Source organism: Rathayibacter sp. AY1A3, assembly GCF_002930975.1.
Lineage (GTDB): Bacteria > Actinomycetota > Actinomycetes > Actinomycetales > Microbacteriaceae > Rathayibacter.
Window position 1 is genome coordinate 1 of sequence record NZ_PSTO01000049.1, and the last position, 22,448, is coordinate 22,448.

The window sequence follows — 22,448 nt, forward strand, 5'->3', positions numbered from 1 at the left end:
CCACGGTGACGACGTGCGCCGCGTCGAGCGAGGCGGCCGTGTCGAGCACGTGCCCGAGCAGCGGCCTCCCGGCGAGGCGGTGCAGGACCTTCGGGGCGCGGGGATGGCAGGATGGACGGCGCGCGATCGCGCGGTCCGCCATGGTGTAACGGCAGCACGGCAGCCTTTGGAGCTGTCCGGTCCAGGTTCGAATCCTGGTGGCGGAGCGGCACCAGGACGGTGCGCTCACGGAGGAGAACGCGAAGAACATGGCAGACAGCACGCTCGCCGTCGTGATCCTGGCGGCAGGCCAGGGCACCCGCATGAAGTCCCGCACCCCGAAGGTCCTGCACCGCCTCGCCGGGAGGCCGCTGCTCGGGCACGTGCTCGACACGGCCGCCTCGCTCGACGCGGCGCACGTCGTCACCGTGGTGCGCCACGAGCGCGACCGGGTCGCCGAGGCCGTCCTCGAGCACACCCCCTCCGCGCTGGTGGTGGACCAGGACGAGACGCCCGGCACCGGCCGCGCGGTCGAGCAGGGCCTCGCGGCGCTCCCGGCATCCTTCGCCGGCACGGTCGTCGTGCTGAGCGCCGACGTCCCGCTGCTGGACGCGCCGACCCTCCGCCGCCTGGTCGACGAGCACCTCGCCGCGGCGAACGCGCTCACCATGCTCTCCTGCGTGCTCGAGGACCCGACCGGCTTCGGCCGGATCGTCCGCGGCGCCGACGGCGCCTTCGCCTCCATCGTGGAGCAGAAGGACGCGAGCCCCGGCGAGCTCGACCTCACCGAGATCAACGCCGGTGTCTACGCCTTCGACGCCGCCGCGCTCCGCTCGGTCATCGGCGCGATCGGCACCGAGAACGCCCAGCGGGAGAAGTACCTCACCGACGCCGCCGCCGCGCTCAAGGCCGCCGGCCGCGCGATCGAGGCCGTCCCCGTGCAGGACCGCTGGCTCGTGGCCGGGATCAACGACCGCGCCCAGCTCGCCGACGCGGCGCTCGAGCTCAACGCGCGCATCGTGCGCCGCTGGCAGCTCGAGGGCGTCACGATCCAGGACCCGGCGACGACCTGGATCGACGTGGACGCGGTCCTCGCCCCGGACGTCGAGATCCTCCCGGGCACGCAGATCAAGGGGCCGACCGTCATCGCCACCGGTGCGGTCATCGGCCCGGACACCACGCTCGACTCCTGCGAGGTCGGCGAGGACGCGGTCGTGAAGCGCTCCGACGCCACGCTCGCAGTGATCGGCGCGAAGGCGCAGGTCGGCCCGTTCTCGTTCCTCCGCCCCGGCACCGTGCTCGGCGCCCGCGGCAAGATCGGCACCTACGTCGAGACCAAGAACGCCGTCATCGGCGAGGGATCGAAGGTCCCGCACCTCTCCTACGTCGGCGACGCGGTCATCGGCGAGGAGTCGAACATCGGCGCCGGCTCGATCTTCGCCAACTACGACGGGGTGAGCAAGGCGTCCTCCGTGGTGGGCTCGCACGTGCGTGCGGGGTCGCACAACGTCTTCGTCGCCCCCGTTAGAATCGGTGACGGAGCGTACACGGGCGCCGGCACGGTCATCCGCAAGGACATCCCCGCCGGAGCCCTCGGGATCACCGTCGCTCCGCAGCGCAACATGGCCGGGTGGGTGCAGACCCACCGTCCGGGCACCGCAGCGGCCGACGCCGCCGAGGCGGCCCTGGCGTCGGATCCCACCGGATCCGACCAGGCGCCCACCGGAGGAAGCGGAGCACAGTGACCGGCATCACCGCCAGCAACAAGAAGAGCCTGGTCCTCGTCTCGGGGAGGGCGCATCCGGCACTGGCGGAAGCGGTCGCCGCCGAGCTCGGGACCGAGCTCGTCACGACCGAGGGGCGCACCTTCGCCAACGGCGAGCTCTACGTCCGCTACGGCGAGTCGGTCCGCGGAGGCGACGTGTTCGTCCTCCAGTCGCACACGTCCCCGATCAACGAGTGGCTGATGGAGCAGCTGATCATGGTCGACGCGCTCAAGCGCGCCTCCGCCAAGCGGATCACCGTGGTCGCCCCCTTCTACCCCTACGCGCGCCAGGACAAGAAGGGCCGCGGCCGCGAGCCGATCTCGGCCCGCCTCGTCGCGGACCTCTTCAAGGCGGCGGGAGCCGACCGGATCATGTCGGTCGACCTGCACGCGGCGCAGATCCAGGGCTTCTTCGACGGCCCCGTCGACCACCTCTTCGCGATGCCGGTGCTGCTCGAGCACTTCCGCGAGAAGCTCGACCCCTCGACCCTCACCATCGTCTCGCCCGACATGGGCCGCGTCCGCGTCGCCGACATCTGGAGCGACAAGCTCGGCGTCCCGCTGGCGATCATCCACAAGCGCCGCGACCCGAAGGTCGCCAACCAGGTCTCCGTCCACGAGATCGTCGGCGAGGTGAAGGGCCGCGTCTGCCTCCTCGTCGATGACCTCATCGACACCGGGCGCACCATCGCGAAGGCGGCCGAGGCGCTGAAGAAGGCGGGCGCGATCGGCGTGGTCGTCGCGGCCACCCACGCCGTCTTCTCGGACCCGGCGGTCGAGCTCCTGAGCTCCGAGTTCATCGACTCGGTCGTCGTCACCGACACCCTGCCGCTGCCGGCGGAGAAGACGTGGGACCGCCTGACGATCCTGCCCATCGCTCCGCTGCTGGCCCGCGCCATCCACGAGGTCTTCGACGACGGCTCCGTGACGTCGATGTTCGACGGCGACGCGTAGGACCCCGCGTCCCGGGTGCGCCCTGCACAGCGCACCCGGGTCCCGCCCCGGCTCCACCGCCTAGGGTGAGGCCGTGCCCCAGCGTTCGGATGCGACCGTCGCCCTGGCGGCGGTCTTCCTGGTCTGGTCGCCGGCCGCCGCCGCAGCGGGCTGGTGGCTGCTCCTCGGGCTCGCCGTCGCGGCGGCCGCCGCGGCTCTGAGCGCCGTCGCCGACGCCGGGCGCACCGTCCACGACGGCCCCTCCTCCGAGTGGCTCGGTATCGCCGGGCGCGCCTTCGCCTCGGCCGCGCTGGCCCTGACCGCGGCCCAGTCGGTCCTCGGGGGAGCGGCCCGGCCCCTGGCCGTCCTGCTGCTCGTGGCCGTCGCGCTCTTCGGTCTGCGCGGCGGGCGCCTCCCCGCTCGCCCGGTCCTGCTCCTCGTCGGTGCGGTCGTCGTCCTGCTGGCCGCCGCCGCCGTGATCGTGCTGGTGTCCCCTCCGGACCCCGCGCCGCTCGACCCGCTGCGCGACGGAGGGCCGCTGGGAGCCGGCACCGCCGCGGCCCTGCTCCTGATCCTCCTGCCGACCTCCCGCTCCGGCGCGGTGACGGCTCTCCGCCCCGCCCTGCTGCGCATCGGGATCGCCACGGCGGCCGCCGCCGCGCTCGCCACCGGTCTGCTCCTGGCGGCCGGTCCCGAGGTCCTCGCGTCCTCGGAGACCCCCCTGAGCGCTGTCACCCGGGGCACGCCCGCGTCCGGGCTCGTCGGGGCCGCCGCTGTGATCGCGGTCCTGCTCGCGCTCCTCGACCTCGGGAGGCGGGATGCGCGCGCCCTCGTGCGTCTCGCCGACGCAGGGGAGATGCCGGCGGTGCTCGCCGCCAGGAACCGCAGGACCGGCGTGCCCGCGGCGGCCCAGCTGGTCCTCTGCCTGGTCGCCGTGCTCGCGGTCGTGATCCTCGACGCCGACGCGCTGCTCGCCTTCGCCGTGGCCGCCCTGCTGGTGGCGACCATCGTGCGGCGCCTCGACCACGGAGCTGCCGGGGCGAGCGGCCCGGCCCTCGCGTCGGCCGCGGTCTCGCTGCTGCTCCTGCTCGCCCTCCCGGCTGCCACGGCGGCCGCCGCAGCGGTGCTCCTGGCGGCGCTCCTGATCGCGCGGGCGTTCCGGACCTGAGGGGTCAGCCGGCCCGGGCGTCGAGCGCCCGCTCGGGGAGCCGGACGCCACCGCCCGGCTCCGCTGACGACAGGGGAGCTCTCTCCGCAACGAGGAAGGCGCCCCCGCCCGAGGATCCGTGGATCCTGCGGGCGGGGGCGCCTTCCTCGTGCGACGCAGGTCAGTGCGTGGAGGGGTCCTGCTCGACCTCGGTGCGGTCACCCGACCACAGCGTGTGGAAGGTGCCCTCCTTGTCGACGCGCTTGTAGGTGTGCGCTCCGAAGAAGTCGCGCTGGCCCTGCACGAGAGCGGCCGGGAGGCGCTTGGAGGCGAGCGAGTCGTAGTACGACAGCGCGGCGCCGAAGCCGGGGATCGGCACGCCCGAGAGCGCGGCGGTCGAGACGATGCGGCGCCAGGCGGCCTCGCCGTTGGCGACGGCCTCGGCGAAGTACGGGTCCTCGAGGAGGGTCGTGATGCCGGCGTTCTCGTCGTAGGCGTCGACGATGCGGTTGAGGAACTGGGCGCGGATGATGCAGCCCGCGCGCCAGATCTTGGCGACCGCACCCTTGTCGATCTCCCAGCCGTACTTCTCGGCTCCGGCGATGATCGCGTCGAAGCCCTGCGAGTAGGCGACGACCTTGGAGGCGTAGAGCGCGGCGCGCACGTCGTCCTCGAAGCCCTCGTACTTCTCCACCGGGGTCGGGCGCGAGGTGACGCGGGCCTGCACGGCCTCGCGCTGCTCGGGGTGGGAGGACACGGCGCGGGCGAAGACGGCCTCGGCGATGCCGCCGACGGGGACGCCGAGGTCGAGCGCGTTCTGCACGGTCCAGACGCCGGTGCCCTTCGAGCCGGCCTGGTCGAGGACGACGTCGATGAAGGGGTTGCCGGTGTCGGCGTCGACCTGGCGGAGCACCTCGGCGGTGATCTCGATGAGGTACGACTCGAGGTCGCCCTTGTTCCAGGCGTCGAAGACCTCGGCGATGGCGGCGGGCTCGTGTCCGCCGACGGTGCGGAGCAGGTCGTACGCCTCGGCGATGAGCTGCATGTCGGCGTACTCGATGCCGTTGTGGATCATCTTGACGAAGTGGCCGGCGCCATCGGTGCCGATGTGGGTGACGCAGGGCTCGCCCTCGGCGACCGCGGCGATCGACGAGAGGATCGGGCCGAGGGTCCTGTAGGACTCGACCGAGCCGCCGGGCATGATCGACGGGCCCTTGAGCGCGCCCTCCTCGCCGCCGGAGATGCCGGTGCCGACGAAGTGGATGCCGGTCTCGCGGACGGCCTTCTCGCGGCGGATGGTGTCGGTGAAGAGCGCGTTGCCGCCGTCGACGATGATGTCGCCGGGCTCGAAGACCTTCGTCAGCTGCTCGATCACGGCGTCGGTGCCGCGGCCGGCCTGGACCATGATGATCGCGGTGCGCGGGGTGGCGAGCGAGGCGGCGAAGTCCTCGATGGTCTCGGATGCGACGAAGCCCGCCTCCGGGTGCTCCGTGATGAGGGTCTCGGTGCGGCCGTAGGAGCGGTTGAACACCGCGACCGTGTTGCCCTCGCGGCTGGCGAGGTTGCGGGCGAGGTTCGAGCCCATCACCGCCAGACCGACGACTCCGATGTTGGCTGTGGCGGTGGGCTTGTCAGACACGGTTCTCCTCGACGTTCGCGTTCAGGGGCGAGCCCAGGCTAGCCCCGGGTCGCTCCGGGGAGCCCGGGTCCGAGCCGTCTCCCGGCTGCACATCGGTCGTGCGGCGCGCGCACGGTCTTGCGCGCGCCGCGACGACCGCGACCGGAACCGGTCAGGCGCCGTGGCCGAGGGGGACGCGCTCCGACGGGATCGGCGGCGGCGGGGGAGTGCCGTCGCCGAACGGGCGGCCGCCGAGCTCCTCGCGACGCGAGGGGACGAGCCAGCCGGAGAGGTCCGGGCCCTTGGGGACGACGCCGGTCGGATTGATGTCCCGCTGCACCTCGTAGTAGTGCGACTTGATGTGGGTGAAGTCGATCGTGTCGCCGAACCCGGGAGTGGCGAACAGGTCGCGCGCGTAGCCCCAGAGCGCGGGCATCGCCGACAGCAGGTTCCGGTTGGCCTTGAAGTGGCTGTAGTAGACGGCGTCGAAGCGGGCGAGCGTCGTGAAGAGCCGCACGTCCGCCTCGGTGATGGTGTCGCCGACCAGGTAGCGGCGGGTGCTCAGCCGCTCCTCCAGCCAGTCCAGCCGCGCCCAGAGGCGGTCGTAGGCCCGATCGTAGGAGCGCTGCGACCCGGCGAAGCCGCACTTGTAGACGCCGTTGTTCACGTCGTGGAAGACCAGCTCGGCGATCTCGTCGATCTCCTCGCGGTGCTCCTCGGGGTAGAGGTCGGGGGCGCCGTCGCGGTGGAACGCGGTCCACTCGGTGGAGAAGTCGAGCGTCATCACCGGGTAGTCGTTGGTGACGACCTGGCCGCTCGGGATGTCCACGAGGGCCGGGACGGTGATCCCGCGCGGGTAGTCGGGGAAGCGGGCGAAGAACGCGTCCTGGAGGCGGGGGATGCCCAGCACCGGGTCGACCCCGCCCGGGTCGAGGTCGAAGGTCCAGCTGCGCTTGTCGTGCGTGGGCCCGCAGATGCCCATCGAGAGGGCGTCCTCGAGACCGAGCAGGCGCCGCACGATCACGGCGCGGTTCGCCCACGGGCAGGCGCGGGAGACGACGAGGCGGTAGCGCCCGGCCTCCACCGGGTACCCGTCGCGGCCGTCGGCGGTGATCCGCGTCGGGATGTAGTTCGTGTCGCGGTGGAAGCCGTTCTTCTCGACGTAGGAGCCGAAGTCGTCGCTCGTCATACCCGCACGGTAGGCGGTCCGCCTGGACGTCCGGCTCCGAGTCCGGCGGCGCGACCGCTCTGCTGGCGGGCGGCCGCGATGCCGGGTAGGATCGGCAGCTGAACTTCGGCGAGGGATGCACGTGCATCCGTGATCGACGCGGTGGAAGCAGGCGAGGCCCCCACGGGGCGCCACGGACTTCTCCTCACGCTGACATGCGTTCGAGTCGACAAACCGTCCGTGGCCGCAGGCCACGACCCGATCCGGTGGCGTGCGCGCCGCCCAAGGAGAACATCATGGCTGAACTGACCAACAAGGTCGTCGTCGAGGTCCGCACCTCGTTCGGCAAGGGCGCCGCCCGCAAGATCCGCGCGCAGGACAAGATCCCCGCGGTCCTCTACGGCCACGGCACCGAGCCCCAGCACCTCACCCTCCCGGGCCACCAGGTGCTCCTGCTCACCCGCAAGGCGAACGCGATCCTCGAGCTCGACATCGAGGGCGCCGCGCAGACCACCCTGGTGAAGGACATCCAGCGCGACCCGGTGCGCCAGATCATCGAGCACATCGACCTCGTCGTCATCAACAAGGGCGAGAAGGTCGAGGTGGACATCCCCGTGCACGTCGAGGGCGACGCCGCTCCCGGCACCCTCGTCTCGATCGAGTCGAACACCCTCTCGCTCGAGGTCGACGCCACGCGCATCCCGCAGAACATCGTCGTCTCCGTCGAGGGCCTCGAGGCCGGCACGCAGATCACCGCCGCCGACGTCACGCTCCCCGAGGGCGCCACGCTGGTCACCGACGCCGAGATCCTCATCGTCAACGTCACCGCCGAGGTCGAGCAGGACCTGGGCGAGGACGACGAGACCCCGGCCTCGGGCGACGTCGTCGCCGAGACCGCGGAGTAGTCCGCACCACCCCGGGAACGGGCCCGCTCGCAGCCGCGGCGGGCCCGTTCCGCGTCCGGCGGGGGAGTCCCTCCGCCGCCCCCGAGGAAGAGGAACGACATGGGTGACACCTGGCTGGTCGTCGGACTGGGCAACCCGGGCGCGCAGTACGCGCGCAACCGGCACAACGTCGGCCAGATGGTGCTCGACGAGCTCGCGACGCGGATCGGCGGCTCGTTCCGCCGGCACAACCGCGCCAACGCCGTGGTCGCCGAGGGATTCCTCCGCCCGGGCGGACCGAAGCTCGTGCTGGGCAAGCCCAACAGCTTCATGAACCTCTCCGGCGGGCCGACGGCGCAGCTGCTCGACTTCTACTCGGTCGACCCGGCGCACCTGATCGTCGTGCACGACGAGCTCGACATCCCCTTCGACACCCTGCGCCTCAAGCAGGGCGGCGGTCACGGAGGGCACAACGGCATCCGCGACATCCTCGCGGCGACCGGAGGAGCCGAGTTCCTGCGCGTGCGGGTCGGCATCGGCCGCCCGCCGGGCCGCCAGCAGGCCGCCGACTTCGTGCTGAAGGACTTCGCCGGCCCGGAGCGCGAGGCGCTCCCGATCCTGGTCTCGGACGCCGCCGACGCCGTCGAGCTCATCGCCGACTCCGGCCTCTCCGCCGCCCAGCTGAAGTTCCACACCAGCGCCTGACCCGCCCTCCACCGAGGAACCCCGGACGGCGAGGGAGACCGCAGCCCCGGGCTTTCTCGACGGTTCGGGGCTCCCTCGGCGGTCGGCCCGCGGGGCGGCCGTAAACTGGATCCGTGCCCCTCAACGAGATCATCTCGGCGCTGTCGCGCGCCTCCACGTTCGACGATGCTCTCGCGTACGCGGTGCGGGACGCCGACTTCTCGGTGGCCGACGGCCTCCGGGTCCCCCTGCTCGCGGGGCTGATCGAGAGGCGCGCGGAGGCGGGACGTCCGCAGGCGGCGCTGGTGGTCACGGCCACGGGCCGCGACTCCGAGAACGTGCGCGCCTCCCTCGGCTGCATGCTGCCGGACGCGGACGTCGTCGAGTTCCCGGCCTGGGAGACGCTGCCGCACGAGCGCCTCAGCCCGAGCGCCGAGATCGTGGGGCGGCGCCTGGACGCGCTGCGGCGGATGAAGCAGTGGTCGGGCGAGCGGCCCCTCGTGGTGGTCGCCTCCGTGCGCGCGGCGCTGCAGCCGGTCGCCGACAACCTCGCCGACATCGAGCCGATCCGACTCGTGAAGGGCGCCCGCGGCTACGACCTCGGCCGCATCTCCTCCGAGCTGGTCGACCTGGCCTACGCCCGGGTCGACATGGTCACGCGCCGCGGCGAGTTCGCCGTGCGCGGCGGCATCCTCGACGTCTTCCCCGCGGTAGCCGAGCATCCGAGCCGAGTGGACTTCTTCGGCGACGAGGTCGACTCCATCCGCGGCTTCTCCGTGGCCGATCAGCGCTCGCTTCCGGGCGAGGCCGACTCGGTGGTCCTCCCGCCGAGCCGCGAGCTGCTGCTGGTGCCAGCGGTGAGGCAGCGGGCCCGCGAGATGCTGCACGAGTTCCCGAGCCTGTCGGCGATGCTCGCGAAGATCGCCGAGGGCATCCCGGTCGAGGGCATGGAGTCGCTCGCCCCCGCGCTGCTGGAGCGGCTGGTCCCGATCTCGCACTACCTCCCCGAGGGGGCGGCCGTCGCTGTCCTCGCCCCCGAGCGCGTGGCGACGCGGGCGATCAGCCTCGCCGAGACGAACCGCGAGTTCCTGCAGGCGGCCTGGAGCGCGGCGACCGCCGGCGCCGAGGCCCCCATCGACCTCGCCTCGGGCGAGTTCATCTCGCTCGGCGCGCTCCGCGACTCCGTGAAGCTCAGCGCCCCGGGCGCCGACGCTCCCGACCACCCCTGGTGGACGATGAGCACGTTCCGCCAGGGCCCCGCCGCGGGCGAGGCCGAGGTGCTGCCGGAGGAGCTCGGGATCGACGAGATCCTCGCCGTCCGCGTCGAGGGCGAGCCGGTCCCCGGATTCGGAGCGAGCGTCGAGGGCGCCCTCGCCCACGTCCGCGCGCGCCTGGCCGACGGCTGGACCGTGGTCCTGACCGCGCCCGGCACCGGCACGGTCGAGCGCACCGACCAGGTGCTCGCCGAGCACGAGGTCGCCGCCCGCATCGTCGCCGACCTCCCCGCCGGGCTCGAGACGGGTCTGGCCTACGTGGTCCAGGCCTCCGTCGATCACGGCTTCGAGGTGGAGGAGGCGAAGCTCGCCCTGCTCACCGACACGGAGTTCTACGGCCGCACCGTCGGCTACGACTCCCGAGCGGTGAAGAAGCTCGCCTCGCGCCGCAAGAACGTCGTCGACCCGCTGCAGCTCACCCCCGGCGACTTCGTGGTGCACGCCACCCACGGCATCGGCCGGTTCGTGGAGCTCTCGCAGCGCGAGGTCTCCAGCGGGGGCCGCAACGCGATCAAGACGCGCCGCGAGTACCTGGTGCTCGAGTACGCCCCCAGCAAGCGCGGCTTCCCCGGCGACAAGCTGCTCGTCCCCACGGACCAGCTCGACCTGCTCTCCCGCTACGTCGGCGGCGAGGCTCCGGCGCTGAGCAAGATGGGCGGGAGCGACTGGGCGCAGGCCAAGAGCAAGGCCCGCCGCGCGGTCCGCGACATCGCGGTCGAGCTCGTGAAGCTCTACTCCGCCCGGATGGCCTCCCGCGGGCACGCGTTCCCGCCGGACACCCCCTGGCAGCGCGAGCTGGAGGAGGCGTTCCCGTTCGCCGAGACCCCCGACCAGCTCACCGTCATCGACGAGGTCAAGGCCGACATGGAGCGGCCGATCCCGATGGACCGCCTGCTCTCGGGCGACGTCGGCTTCGGCAAGACCGAGGTCGCCGTGCGCGCCGCGTTCAAGGCGATCCAGGACGGCAAGCAGGTCGCGATGCTCGTGCCGACCACGCTGCTCGTCCGCCAGCACCTCGAGACGTTCCAGGAGCGCTTCGCCGGCTTCCCCGTCCACCTGCGGGCGCTCAGCCGGTTCCAGAGCGCGAAGGAGTCGAAGGAGACGATCGAGGGCCTGGCCGACGGCACCGTCGACATGGTCATCGCGACCCACCGGCTCCTCAGCGACAACATCGTCTTCAAGGACCTCGGCCTGCTCGTGATCGACGAGGAGCAGCGCTTCGGCGTCGAGCACAAGGACAAGCTCAAGGCGCTGAAGAAGAACGTCGACATCCTCTCGATGAGCGCCACGCCCATCCCGCGGACGCTCGAGATGGCGGTGACCGGCATCCGCGAGATGTCGACCCTCGCGACCCCGCCGGAGGAGCGCCACCCGATCCTCACCTTCGTCGGCCCCTACTCCGAGAAGCAGGTGTCGGCCGCGATCCGCCGGGAGCTCCTGCGCGAGGGCCAGGTGTTCTTCGTGCACAACCGCGTCTCGACGATCAACCGCGTCGCCTCGCAGCTCGCCGAGCTGGTTCCCGAGGCGCGGATCGCGGTCGCGCACGGCAAGCTCAGCGAGTCGCAGCTCGAGCGGATCATCGTCGACTTCTGGGAGCGCAAGTTCGACGTCCTGGTGTCGACGACGATCGTCGAGACCGGCCTCGACATCCCGAACGCCAACACGCTGATCGTCGACCGCGCCGACAAGTACGGTCTCTCGCAGCTGCACCAGCTGCGCGGGCGGGTCGGCCGCGGCCGCGAGCGCGCCTACGCGTACCTCCTCTACGACGAGACCAAGCCGCTGAGCGAGACCGCGCACGACCGGCTGCAGACGCTGGCCGCCAACTCGGATCTCGGTGGCGGCATGCAGATCGCGCTGAAGGACCTCGAGATCCGCGGTGCGGGCAACCTCCTCGGCGGCGAGCAGTCCGGGCACATCCAGGGCGTGGGCTTCGACCTCTACCTGCGGATGATCGGCGAGGCCGTCGACACCTTCCGCGGCGAGGTCGCCGAGGGGCAGACGGAGCTGCGGCTCGAGCTGCCCGTCGACGCGCGCATCCCGGAGGAGTACGTCGACAGCGAGCGGCTGCGCCTGGAGGCGTACCAGAAGCTGTCGGCCGCGTCGTCGCCGACGGCGAAGGAGGGGAGCATCGACCTCGTGGTCGAGGAGCTGACCGACCGCTACGGCGAGCTGCCCGAGGCGGTCGAGAACCTCATCCTGGTGTCGCGGCTGCGGATGCGCGCACAGAAGGCGGGCCTGAGCGACGTGGTCGCGATGGGCTCGAACGTCCGCGTGGCTCCCGCTCATCTGCCCGACTCGATCCAGGTGCGCCTGCGCCGGATGTACCCGACCGCGAAGTACCTGCAGCAGGCCGACGCGGTCGTCGTGCCGATGCCCGTGCTCGACGGCGTCCCGCTCGGCGACCGGGCGCTCATCCAGTGGGTGGCGTCGCTCCTGGACTCGCTGTTCCCGGAGCCTGTCACCGTCTGAGGTCCTCGGGGCGGCGCTCCCCGGTGGCGCGCCGCCCCGCTCCGGCGGCCGTCGCCGCTGCGGGAGGGCCCGCTGGCAGGATGGAGGGCATGCCGCTCCTCGCCGCCCGACGTCCTCGAGAGCCGGAGCCGCTCGCCGGCCCGCTGGTCGCCGTCCGCGGGGTCGCGGTCCGCGCCTCGGGGGTCGAGCTGCTCGCCCCGTGCTCGCTCGAGGCGGAGACGGGGGAGCGCGTCGCGGTGACGGGCCGCAACGGCACCGGCAAGACCACGCTCCTGCGGGTGATCGCCGGCCTCACCGCTCCGAGCGAGGGAGTCGTGGCGGTGGCCGGGCGCGCCCCGGAGGAGCGCTCCGCCGCCCACCGCCGCGCCGTCGCCGCCCTGATCGGCACCCCGCCCTTCGAGCGGGACCTGACCCTCGAGGAGCACCTCGCGATGGTGGCCGTCTCGTGGGGCGCGCCGGTCGCCGACGCCCGCCGCGAGGCCGCGGCAGGTCTCGACGCGCTCGCGCTCGCTCCGCTCGCCCGCCGCTTCCCGCACGAGCTCTCCTCCGGGCAGACGCAGCTGTTCTCCCTCGCGCTCGTGCTGGCCCGGCCCTCGGCGGTGCTGCTGCTCGACGAGCCGGAGCAGCGGCTCGACGTCGAGCGGGTGCCGCTGGTGGCGGAAGTCCTGCGGCGCGCAGCCGCGTCCCGGGCACTCGTCGTCGCGACCCACAGCCCTGTGCTGATCCAGGGTCTGGGCGCGCGGGTCGTCGAGCTGGAGCGGGCGTGACGCGCGCGGAGAGGGCTCGCGTCGCCGAGGTGCGGGCTCTGCACCGGCACCGCGCCGCGGCTCCGCCGAGTCCGCGCGCCTACGCGGGCTACCTCGCCGCGATGACCGTCCTCGTCGTCGTCCTCCCCGTCGCCCGGGCCCTCGCGCTCCTCGCCGCCGAGGCGGGAGCCGTGCCGGAGCCGCTGATCGCCCTCGCCGCGGGTCTCGCCCTGCCCGCCGCCGTGCTCCTGGGCCGGGTGCGCGGACCCGCGGTGGGCGAGCCGCACACCACGGCCGTGCTGCTCGCGACCGATCTGCGCCGCTGGTCGGTGCTCCGCCGACCCGTGGTCCGGGCGTCGGCCGGTCTCGTGGCGTGCTGCTCCGCCGTCGCGTCGCTCCTCGCCCTCGCCGCCTCCGCGCCGCTCCTCGCGGCCGTCGCCGGCGGCGCCGCGTTCGCCGGCCTCCTCGCCGTCGCCTGGCTCGCCGGTCAGTGCCTCCCCTCGCGCCTCCCCGCGCTCGCGGCGGGCCTCCTCGCCTCCCTCGCGGTCCTCGGGGCCCTCCTGCCCGGTGCGCCCACGCCGGGCGGCCTCCTCGCCTCAGCCGTGAGCGGAGCGGAGGAGGTGCGCGCCGCGACCGTGCTGCTCGCGTCGGCCGCGGTCCTCCTGGCCGCGGCGCCCCGGCTGCTCGACGCCGCGCGCGGACCTCGGCTCCTCGCCCAGGCCCGGCAGTGGTCGGCGACCGCCCGGCTCGGAGCGACGGGCGATCTCGCCGAGTCGCTCGACGGGTACCGCGCCCTCCCGGCGGTCGGGCGGGGGCTCCGAGCGGTCCGCCTCTCCCCGTTCGCTCTCGCGGTGCCGGTGCGCGACGCGATCGGCGCGCTGCGCACTCCCGGCCGCTCGGCGATCGCGGTCGTCGCCCTGGCCGCCGCCGGCGCCGCCGCCGTGCTCGCCGCGGTCGTGCCGTCCTCCCTCCTCGCGCTCCCGGCCGCCGCGGCGGGCGTGCTCGCCTACCTCGGCGCCGGCGTCTGGAGCGACGGCTTCCGCCACGCCGCCGCGACCGCGGGGCAGCCGGCGCTCCTCGCCCCCGGCCCGTTCGAGCTGCTCCTCCTGCACGCCGTCCTCCCGCTGGTGCTCGCCATCGGAGTCGCGGTGCTCGGCGCCCTCGCCGCCTCGCTGCTGCTCCCGGGCGCGGCGGTGCCGGTGGCCGCCGCGACCGCCGTCGCCGCCGTCGCCGCGCGGGCGATGGATGCGACCCGGGGTCCGCTGCCGCCGCAGCTGCTCAGCCCGGTGCCGCTCCCGATCGGGGACGGCGCGGGAGTCGCGGTGGTCCTCTGGAACCTGGCGGGTGCACTGGTCAGCGCCTCGACCGCGGTGTCCGTCGCGGCGTCGCCCGGGCTCCTCGCCGCGGTGCCGCTCGTCGCCGGCGGCTGCCTCCTCGTCGCGCGGCGGCGTCTCGCGCGGGCCTGAGGCTCCCGGGCGCCCGCGCCGCCCGGATGTCCGCGGAGGCGGCCGGACCGGATGCAAAGATGGCGGGGTGACCGCGCATCCCCGGCTCGACGAGCTCATCCGCACCGTCCACGTCCTCCGCGCCCCGGGCGGCTGCCCGTGGGACGCCGAGCAGACCCACGAGTCGCTCGTGCGCTACCTGATCGAGGAGTCGCACGAGCTCGTCGACGCCATCGAGGCGGGGGACCGGGCCGACCTGATCGAGGAGCTCGGCGACGTCCTCTACCAGGTGCTCTTCCACGCCGACCTGGCCGCCGAGAGCGCCGAGCCCTTCACCATCGAGGACGTCGCGGCGCACATGAACGCCAAGATGATCGGCCGCCACCCGCACGTGTTCGGCGACGCCACGGCCGAGACGGCCGACGACGTCATCGCGGTGTGGGACGAGCTCAAGCGCACCGAGAAGCCGCACCGCACGAGCGTGCTCGACGGGATCCCGCAGGGCATGCCGGCTCTCGCGCTCGCCGACAAGGTGATCGGCAAGGCGACCTCGCTGGGCGTCGTGGACGCCGGCCAGGGCCCGCTTCCCATCGAGTCGGAGGAGGACCTCGGCCCGCTGCTGCTGGCCATCGTCGCCTCCGCCCGCGCCCAGGGGCTCGACGCCGAGCGTGCGCTCCGCACCGCGACGCGCGACCTGCAGGACGAGATCCGCGCGGTGGAGCAGGAGCGGCGCGCGGACTGAGGCGCCCGCCGGCCCGCCCCGGCCGTTCTGGGAGAATCGCCGTCATGGCCTCCCCGATCACCCCGCCCCGCGGCATGCGCGACTTCCTCCCCGCCGACAAGGCGAAGCGCGAGCACGCGCTCGGCGTCATCCGCCGCGTGTACGCCTCCCACGGGTTCGACGAGATCGAGACGCCCGTGGTCGAGGACTTCGATCGCCTCCACTCCGGGCTCGGCGGCGACAACGAGAAGCTCGCCTTCAGCGTCCTGCGCCGCGGGCTCACCCGCGACGACCTGGCGGCGGTCGACGACGCGTCCGCCCTCGCCGACCTCGGCCTGCGCTTCGACCTCACGGTGCCTCTCGCCCGCTTCTACGCCTCGCACCGCGCCGAGCTGCCGGCTGTCTTCCGCTCGGTGCAGATCGCGCCGGTGTGGCGCGCCGAGCGCCCGCAGAAGGGGCGGTACCGCCAGTTCGTGCAGTGCGACATCGACATCATCGGCGAGCCCGGGCAGCTGGCCGAGGTCGAGCTCATCACGGCGACCGCGGCGGCGCTCGACGCCCTGGGCCTCGAGGACTGCACCATCCGGATCAACGACCGCCGCATCCTCACCGGAATCCTCGAGCACTGCGGCTTCGCCCCCGAGCGCTTCGGCCCGGCGCTGATCTCGATCGACAAGCTCGACAAGATCGGCGCCGCCGGGGTCGTCGCCGAGCTCGAGGCCGACGGGCCGGACGCGGCCGCGGTCCTCGGGGGCTACCTCGCGCGGATCGAGCAGGCGGTCGCCGCCGGGGGAGTGGCGCTCGAGCAGTCCGCGATCCTCGACGTGCTGCCCGAGGGCATCGACCCGGAGGCGGTGCTCGCGCTCGAGACCCTGGCCCGGTCGCTGCGCTCGCTGCCCGCCGGCGTCTCGCTCCGCTTCGACCCGACGCTCGTGCGGGGCATGGGCTACTACACCGGCACGATCTTCGAGATCGCGCACCCGTCCTCGGGCTCCTCGGTCGGCGGAGGCGGGCGGTACGACGGGATGATCGGCCGCTTCCTCGGTCAGGACGTGCCGGCCTGCGGCTTCTCGATCGGCTTCGAGCGGATCGTCGAGCTGATCGGCGGTGCCGTAGTCGAGCGCCCCGACGCCGTCGTCCTCGTCCACGAGCGCGACGCGGCGCCCGAGCTGCTGCTCGCGCTCAAGCAGGAGCTGATCGCCCGGGGCTCGCGCGTGCGCCTCGAGCGCCGGGCGAAGAACCTCACCCCGCTGCTGGACCGCGCGGCCGCCGCGGGCTTCACCCGCTTCGCGCTCGTCCCGCGGGACGCCGCCTCCGCCGCCGACCTCTCCTTCAAGGACCTCGGCTGATCGGCACCGGCTGTTCCGGATGAGCGTCGCCGGCTGCCGGCGCTGGGCCATGTCCGCGGGAGGGGCCGGGTGCTGACGGGGCCGTCCCATCGGGCCTGAACAGGGTCTCAGATGATCCGTCAGAGGATCATGTCGATCTGGTCGGATCCTTGTCGGATCCGTGAGAGCCTTAATACCCGCGAAATCTGCGGACACACCCGAGAAATCTCCCCCGGATAGCGTCGAGGCACCCGATCGGCGCGGCTTGGCGCGCCTGCACGGGCACCCCGTCGCGACCCCGCGCACCGCACCGCAGCAGCCCTGACGATCCCCACCCGAGGAGTCCCCTTGACCCTGTCGCCCCTCCGCTCCCTCCCGGCCTTCGACCGCCGCAGCCTCCTCCGCCTGGCGGGTGTCGCCGGCCTCGCGATCGGCGGCGCCTCCGTCCTCGCCTCCTGCGCCTCCGACTCCTCCGGCGCGTCCGCCGCGGACGGCGGCGACCTCGGCACCCTCAAGGTCCAGCTCTCCTGGATCAAGAACGAGGAGTTCGCGGGCGAGTTCTTCGCCGACTCGAAGGGCTACTTCACCGAGGCCGGCCTCGCGGGAGTGACGCTCACCCCCGGCCCCTCGACGGGCGTGGCCGAGCTCCTCTCGGGCAGCGCGGACGTCGCGCTCAGCGACGCCGTCTCGATCGGCACCGCGATCGCCCAGCAGGAGGCCCCGCTCAAGATCATCGGCGCGACCTACCAGAAGAACCCCTTCACGGTCCTCTCGATCAAGACCGCCGGCAACATCGCCACTCCGGCCGACCTCGCCGGGAAGAAGATCGGCGTCCAGGCCTCGAACACCTCCCTGTTCCAGGCGCTGCTCGCCGCGAACGGCCTCTCCGAGTCCGACCTCACGGTCGTCCCCGTCGAGTACGACCCCTCCGTGCTCGTCAACGGCACCGTCGACGGCTTCATCGCCTACCTGACGAACGAGGCCATCACGGTCGCGGCCGAGGGCTACGAGGTCGTCAACCTGCCCTTCGCCGACAACGGCCTCCCCTTCGTCGCCGAGACCTTCTCGGTGTCGGAGCAGGCGATCGCTGAGAAGCGCGACGCTCTGAAGGCGTTCCTCGTCGCCGAGATCAAGGGCTGGACCGACGCCGTCAACGACCCGGAGGCGGGCGCGATGCTCGCCGTCGAGAACTACGGCAAGGACCTCGGCCTCAACGAGGAGTCCTCCAAGAAGGGCGCCACCATCCAGGCCGAGGAGCTGGTCGTCTCGGACGAGACGGTCTCGAACGGCCTCTTCACCATCTCCGAGACGCTGCAGTCCGAGACCATCGCGTCCCTCGCGGGCGCCGGGATCGACGTCACGGCCGAGGACCTCTTCGATCTGACCCTCCTGGACGAGGTCTACGAGGAGAACCCCGAGCTGATGAAGTACGCGGCCTGATCCTGATCCACGAAGGGCACCACTCGTGACCGACACGACCGACGCCGGCACCCTGCGCGACCAGGGTGCCGGCGGCACCGGCATCCAGATCCACGGCCTGTCGAAGACGTTCCGGATGGGCTCGCGCAGCGTCGCGGCGCTGCAGGACACCGACCTCCACACCGACCAGGGCAGCTTCCTCGCCCTGCTCGGCCCGTCGGGGTGCGGCAAGTCGACCATCCTGCGCATCCTCGCGGGACTGGAGGAGCCGACGTCCGGCTCCATCCGGGTCGACGGCCGCACTCCCCAGGAGCTGCGCCGTGACAACAAGCTCGGCATCGCCTTCCAGGACCACGCGCTCCTGCCGTGGCGCAGCGTCATGGCGAACATCCGCCTGCCGTTCGAGATCGCGGGCAAGAGCGTCGACCAGTCCTACATCGACGAGCTGATCGACCTCGTCGGCCTCCGCGGCTTCGAGAAGGCCAAGCCGGCCCAGCTCTCCGGCGGCATGCGCCAGCGCGTGTCGATCGCCCGGTGCCTGATCCTCAAGCCCGAGGTCCTGCTGCTCGACGAGCCGTTCGGCGCCCTCGACGACATGACGCGGCAGAAGCTCAACCTCGAGCTGCTGCGGATCTGGACCGAGAAGCCCGCCACGACGCTCCTCGTCACGCACGGCATCTCGGAGGCGATCTTCCTCTCGGACCGCGTCGCGGTGATGAGCCCGCGCCCGGGACGGGTGAAGGAGATCATCGACATCGACCTCCCCCGCCCGCGCACCCCCGAGATGCAGCGCACCCCCGAGTTCCACGCCTACGTCGACCAGGCCTCCGAGCTGCTGTTCGGCGACGGCGGCGCGGCCGCGGACGACCGCGTCTAGGAGGCACCGTGGCCACCACGCTCCCCGCGGCCCCGCGCCGCGCCCTGTCCCTGCCTCCGTGGCTCACCGGGCTGATCGGCGTCGCCGCGATCGTCGCCGTCTGGTGGATCGTGGCGCTCGTCACCGCGCCCACCGGCGTCGCGACCTACGCGCCCGTCCCCACTCCCGTGCAGGTCGTGCAGACCGCGATGGAGGACGGCGCCGGCTTCTACTGGCGCAACTTCTCCGTCACGATCGGCGAGGCGGCCGTCGGCTACTTCTGGGGCAACCTCCTCGCGCTGGTGCTCTCGGCGCTCGTGCTGGTCCTGCCCTGGCTGGAGGGGGTCGTCTCGCAGCTCGCGGTCATCACCTACTGCGTGCCGATCGTCGCCATCGGAGCGATCGTGCTGCTGATCCTCGGTGGTGCGGACGCTCCCGGGAAGGCGAGCGCGACGGCGATCTTCCTGGCCGGCCTCTCGGTGTTCTTCACCACGGTCGTCGGCAGCCTCCTCGGGCTGAAGGCGGCCGACAAGGCGGCGCTCGACGTCGTCACGGTCTACGGGGGCTCGCGCTTCACCCAGCTGCGCAAGGTGCGTCTGATCGCGGCGCTGCCCAACATCCTGTCGGCGCTGCAGATCGCGGTGCCCGCGGCCTTCCTCGGCGCGATCCTCGGCGAGTACTTCGGCAAGATCGAGACGGGCGTGGGCCCGATCCTGGTCGCGGCGCAGGTCTCGCTGAACTCGCCCCGCGTCTGGGCGCTCTTCCTCCTCTGCGCGGGCGTCGCGCTCCTCGGCTACGGCATCGTCGGACTGATCGGGCGCCTCATCGCGCCCTGGTCCTCCGGAAAGCGGGCATGACCATGACGACCACCGTCCCCGACCGCACGGAGCAGTCCACGGCCACGTCGATCCTCGCGGTCGACGAGCTGCGGCGCCAGCTGCGCACGGCCGCCCTCGGCGCGACTCTCAAGAGCCTGCGCAAGAGCCTGCTCGTCGCCCTGTCGACGATCGTGATCGTGCTGGCGATCTGGATCGGCGTGGTCCTCTTCAGCGGGGTCTCGCCCTACGTGGTCAAGGGCCCGTGGGACGTCTGGCAGCACCTGGTGACCGATGCGAAGGCCGCGGAGCACCGCGCCGAGCTGGGCGGCCTCTTCGCCGTGACCATGGGCGACGCACTGATCGGCTTCGCGGCCGGCCTGGTCGTGGCGATCCTCGGCGCGATCCTGTTCCGCCTGTCGAAGGGCATCGAGCACGCGCTGATGCCGTTCGCGATGCTGCTGCGCTCGGTGCCGCTGATCGCGATGGCGCCGCTGATCATCCTGGTCTTCGGGACCGGCTCGATCGCCTCGGTCGCGGTCATCGGCGGGATCGTCGTCCTGTTCCCCGCGCTGGTGACGATCGCCTTCGGCCTCAACAACGCCTCCCCGCAGATGCTCGACGTGGTCGCGGTCTACGGCGGCAGCACTCTCACCGCGATCCGCAAGGTGGCCATCCCCGGCTCGCTGCCCTCGCTCTTCGCCGCGATCCGCATCTCGGTGCCCGGAGCGATCACGGGCGCGCTGCTCGCCGAGTGGCTCTCCACCGGTGCGGGCATCGGCGGGGCGATCAACGCCTGGTCCGCCCAGGCCCGGTTCGCGGACGTCTGGTCGGCGGTCGTGCTCGTGACCGGCGTCTCGCTCGTGCTCTACATGCTCGTGCAGGTGCTCGAGACCTTCGTCCTCTCCCGGATGTCCCTCTCCCTCACCTGACTCCGTCCCTTCCCCCTTCCGCGGGACGCAACTCGAGTGCGGCTCGCCCGGTGGGTCGCATACCCCGGTGGCGTCTCGCGGGAAGGGGGAGGGCAGGGGAGCGGAGCGACGGGGCCGGGTCAGACGGTGACGATCGCGTCGACGCGGTGGCCGGCCAGCACCTCGCGGCCCCCGAGCCCGTCGAGCTCCATGACCACCGCGATCCCCTCGAGGCTCCACCCTGCGCGCTCGATCAGGCGGCGGCTCGCGTCGAGCGTGCCCCCGGTCGCCAGCACGTCGTCGACCAGCAGCAGCCGCGAGCCGCGGGGCGCCGCGTCCTCGTGCACCTCCAGCATCGTCTCGCCGTACTCGAGGGTCGCCTGCTCGCGCAGCACGGCCCGCGGGAGCTTGCCGGGCTTGCGGATGGTGACGACGCCGAGACCGGCCGAGTAGGCGGCCGCTGCGGCGAGCAGGAAGCCGCGCGCCTCCACGCCGGCGATCGCGTCGATCCGGCCGCGGTAGGGCTCGATCAGCGCATCGGCCACCGCCCGCAGGGCCTCGCCGTCGCCGAAGACCGGCGTGAGGTCGCGGAACAGGATGCCCGGGCTCGGGAAGTCCGGGACGACGGCGGTGAGACGGTCGACGTGGTCGGCGGCGGTCGTGGTCACGGGGAACCTCCGGGTCGGCGGGTGCGCCCGGGCCGTCCGGCGATCGGGCCCTGGGAGTCTACGACCGGCCGCGGTCTCCTGCGCTTCGGAGGCGGTCAGTAGACTCCTTCCCGACCGCTCCCGTCTCCGGGAGCCCACCCGTCAAGAGGAGATAGTTGTGGCCCTTATCGAGGCAGTCGTCGCCCGAGAAATTCTGGACTCCCGTGGCAACCCCACGGTCGAGGTCGAGGTCCTGCTCGAGGACGGCGCGTCCTCGCGAGCGGCCGTCCCGTCCGGCGCCTCCACCGGCGCGTTCGAGGCGTACGAGCTCCGCGACGGCGACTCCGACCGCTACCTCGGCAAGGGCGTGCAGAAGGCCGTCGACGCCGTCATCGACGAGATCGGCCCGGCCATCGAGGGCTTCGACGCCACCGACCAGCGCCTCGTCGACGCCGAGCTGATCGAGCTCGACGGCACCGAGAACAAGTCCCGCCTGGGCGCGAACGCGATCCTCGGCGTCAGCCTCGCCGTGGCCAAGGCCGCCGCGCAGTCGTCGGACCTCGACCTGTTCCGCTACGTCGGCGGCCCGAACGCGCACACCCTGCCCGTGCCGCTGATGAACATCATCAACGGAGGCGCGCACGCCGACACCGGCGTCGACATCCAGGAGTTCATGGCCGTCCCGCTCGGCGCCGAGTCCTTCTCCGAGGGCCTGCGCTGGGGCGTCGAGATCTACCACGCGCTCAAGGCGCAGCTGAAGAAGGCCGGCTTCGCCACCGGCCTCGGCGACGAGGGCGGCTTCGCCCCCGACCTGCCCACCAACCGCGAGGCGCTCGACTTCATCCTCAAGGCCGTCGAGGCCGCCGGCTTCACCCCCGGCAAGGACATCGGGCTCGCGCTCGACGTCGCCTCCTCGGAGTTCTACGAGGACGGCGCCTACACGTTCGAGGGCAAGAAGCTCTCGGCCGAGGAGCTCTCCTCCTACTACGCCGACCTCGTCGCCAACTACCCGCTGGTCTCGATCGAGGACCCGCTGGACGAGGACGACTGGGCCGGCTGGACCCACCTCACCGCGGCCATCGGCGACAAGGTGCAGCTCGTCGGAGACGACCTGTACGTCACCAACCCGGTGCGCCTCGCCCGCGGCATCGCCGAGAAGGCCGGCAACTCGATCCTGGTCAAGGTGAACCAGATCGGCACGCTCACCGAGACGCTCGACGCCGTGGCCCTGGCCCAGCGCAACGGCATGACCGCGATCCTCTCGCACCGCTCCGGCGAGACCGAGGACACCACCATCGCCGACCTCGCGGTCGCGGTGGACGGCGGCCAGATCAAGACCGGCGCCCCGGCCCGCTCGGACCGCGTCGCGAAGTACAACCAGCTGCTGCGCATCGAGGAGATCCTGGGAGGTGCGGCGACCTACGCGGGTCGCTCCGCCTTCCCGCGCTTCTCCGCGTAGTCTCGGCACGCCGGAGCGGCCCCGGAGCCCAGCACCTCGGTGCGGGCGCCGGGGCCGCTCCACTTCCCCCGCCGCGATCGAGGAGGCACCCGCCCATGGCCCGTCCGCCCCGCCGCCCCTCCGCTCCCGGGAGCGGAGGGGCGGCGGGGCGGACGGGCCATGGGCGGGTGCCTCCTC

The 22,448-nt window shown here is 72.8% G+C and carries 18 protein-coding genes and 1 tRNA gene; 16 read left to right on the forward strand and 3 right to left on the reverse strand.

Features of this window, described 5'->3' with window-relative positions; genetic code table 11:
• The first annotated feature begins 134 nt into the window (after nucleotides 1–134).
• The 4 genes from C5C10_RS15960 (at nucleotide 135) to C5C10_RS15975 (ending at nucleotide 3,845) form a co-directional block, all read left to right on the forward strand.
• Nucleotides 135–206, forward strand: a tRNA-Gln gene (locus tag C5C10_RS15960).
• A gap of 42 nt (nucleotides 207–248) precedes the next feature.
• A complete protein-coding gene (gene glmU, locus C5C10_RS15965) occupies nucleotides 249–1,724 on the forward strand; it encodes a bifunctional UDP-N-acetylglucosamine diphosphorylase/glucosamine-1-phosphate N-acetyltransferase GlmU (protein WP_104329759.1) in 1,476 nt (491 codons plus the stop codon).
• Nucleotides 1,721–2,698, forward strand: coding sequence for a ribose-phosphate diphosphokinase (locus tag C5C10_RS15970; protein WP_104250639.1), 978 nt, complete (start codon nucleotides 1,721–1,723; stop codon nucleotides 2,696–2,698). Before glmU ends, C5C10_RS15970 begins: the two co-directional genes overlap by 4 nt.
• A 73-nt stretch (nucleotides 2,699–2,771) precedes the next feature.
• Entirely contained in the window at nucleotides 2,772–3,845 is a 1,074-nt protein-coding gene (locus C5C10_RS15975; protein WP_104329756.1) for a hypothetical protein, read from the forward strand.
• A 160-nt stretch (nucleotides 3,846–4,005) separates the two neighbouring features.
• Here C5C10_RS15975 and gndA read toward each other — a convergent pair whose 3' ends face one another.
• Together gndA and C5C10_RS15985 are read right to left on the reverse strand one after the other, a co-directional pair.
• Nucleotides 4,006–5,463, reverse strand: coding sequence for an NADP-dependent phosphogluconate dehydrogenase (gene gndA / locus C5C10_RS15980; RefSeq protein ID WP_104233684.1), 1,458 nt, complete (start codon nucleotides 5,461–5,463; stop codon nucleotides 4,006–4,008).
• A gap of 151 nt (nucleotides 5,464–5,614) precedes the next feature.
• Nucleotides 5,615–6,631 (reverse strand): glutathione S-transferase family protein, encoded by a 1,017-nt coding sequence (locus C5C10_RS15985; protein WP_104226929.1) that lies wholly within the window; start codon nucleotides 6,629–6,631, stop codon nucleotides 5,615–5,617.
• A gap of 275 nt (nucleotides 6,632–6,906) precedes the next feature.
• On the opposite strand from C5C10_RS15985, the gene C5C10_RS15990 reads away from it, so the two are divergent.
• The 11 genes from C5C10_RS15990 (at nucleotide 6,907) to C5C10_RS16035 (ending at nucleotide 20,186) form a co-directional block, all read left to right on the forward strand.
• Nucleotides 6,907–7,515: a 50S ribosomal protein L25/general stress protein Ctc gene (locus tag C5C10_RS15990; protein ID WP_104233682.1), complete on the forward strand. Its 609-nt coding sequence runs from the start codon at nucleotides 6,907–6,909 to the stop codon at nucleotides 7,513–7,515.
• 99 nt (nucleotides 7,516–7,614) lie between these two features.
• Nucleotides 7,615–8,199, forward strand: a complete 585-nt coding sequence (pth, locus tag C5C10_RS15995; protein ID WP_104233681.1) for an aminoacyl-tRNA hydrolase — start codon at nucleotides 7,615–7,617, stop codon at nucleotides 8,197–8,199.
• Between the two features lie 113 nt (nucleotides 8,200–8,312).
• Nucleotides 8,313–11,924, forward strand: a complete 3,612-nt coding sequence (mfd, locus tag C5C10_RS16000; RefSeq protein ID WP_104248107.1) for a transcription-repair coupling factor — start codon at nucleotides 8,313–8,315, stop codon at nucleotides 11,922–11,924.
• An 89-nt stretch (nucleotides 11,925–12,013) separates the two neighbouring features.
• On the forward strand, nucleotides 12,014–12,691 hold the full coding sequence (locus tag C5C10_RS16005; protein ID WP_104329757.1) for an ATP-binding cassette domain-containing protein: 678 nt from the start codon (nucleotides 12,014–12,016) through the stop codon (nucleotides 12,689–12,691).
• Nucleotides 12,688–14,136 (forward strand): hypothetical protein, encoded by a 1,449-nt coding sequence (locus C5C10_RS18315; RefSeq protein ID WP_258060627.1) that lies wholly within the window; start codon nucleotides 12,688–12,690, stop codon nucleotides 14,134–14,136. The genes C5C10_RS16005 and C5C10_RS18315 overlap by 4 nt, the downstream gene beginning before the upstream one ends.
• A 67-nt stretch (nucleotides 14,137–14,203) precedes the next feature.
• On the forward strand, nucleotides 14,204–14,857 hold the full coding sequence (locus C5C10_RS16010; RefSeq protein WP_104222356.1) for a MazG family protein: 654 nt from the start codon (nucleotides 14,204–14,206) through the stop codon (nucleotides 14,855–14,857).
• Nucleotides 14,858–14,901: 44 nt separating this feature from the next.
• Nucleotides 14,902–16,185 carry a histidine--tRNA ligase gene (gene hisS / locus C5C10_RS16015; RefSeq protein WP_104260313.1) on the forward strand — a complete coding sequence of 428 codons (1,284 nt, stop codon included), beginning with the start codon at nucleotides 14,902–14,904 and terminating at the stop codon, nucleotides 16,183–16,185.
• Nucleotides 16,186–16,512: 327 nt separating this feature from the next.
• The gene (locus tag C5C10_RS16020) at nucleotides 16,513–17,604 is read left to right on the forward strand and encodes an ABC transporter substrate-binding protein (RefSeq protein WP_258059873.1); all 1,092 of its coding nucleotides are present in this window, start codon (nucleotides 16,513–16,515) and stop codon (nucleotides 17,602–17,604) included.
• A 115-nt stretch (nucleotides 17,605–17,719) separates the two neighbouring features.
• Nucleotides 17,720–18,460 (forward strand): ABC transporter ATP-binding protein, encoded by a 741-nt coding sequence (locus C5C10_RS16025; protein ID WP_104222373.1) that lies wholly within the window; start codon nucleotides 17,720–17,722, stop codon nucleotides 18,458–18,460.
• 8 nt (nucleotides 18,461–18,468) lie between these two features.
• On the forward strand, nucleotides 18,469–19,296 hold the full coding sequence (locus C5C10_RS16030) for an ABC transporter permease (protein ID WP_258060628.1): 828 nt from the start codon (nucleotides 18,469–18,471) through the stop codon (nucleotides 19,294–19,296).
• The gene (locus C5C10_RS16035; RefSeq protein WP_104222359.1) at nucleotides 19,293–20,186 is read left to right on the forward strand and encodes an ABC transporter permease; all 894 of its coding nucleotides are present in this window, start codon (nucleotides 19,293–19,295) and stop codon (nucleotides 20,184–20,186) included. Before C5C10_RS16030 ends, C5C10_RS16035 begins: the two co-directional genes overlap by 4 nt.
• Nucleotides 20,187–20,305: 119 nt before the next feature.
• Here C5C10_RS16035 and C5C10_RS16040 read toward each other — a convergent pair whose 3' ends face one another.
• A complete protein-coding gene (locus C5C10_RS16040; RefSeq protein ID WP_104222360.1) occupies nucleotides 20,306–20,833 on the reverse strand; it encodes an adenine phosphoribosyltransferase in 528 nt (175 codons plus the stop codon).
• Nucleotides 20,834–20,990: 157 nt separating this feature from the next.
• On the opposite strand from C5C10_RS16040, the gene eno reads away from it, so the two are divergent.
• Complete coding sequence (eno, locus tag C5C10_RS16045; RefSeq protein ID WP_104222361.1) at nucleotides 20,991–22,271, forward strand: phosphopyruvate hydratase; 1,281 nt, start codon at nucleotides 20,991–20,993, stop codon at nucleotides 22,269–22,271.
• Nucleotides 22,272–22,448 lie beyond the last annotated feature (177 nt).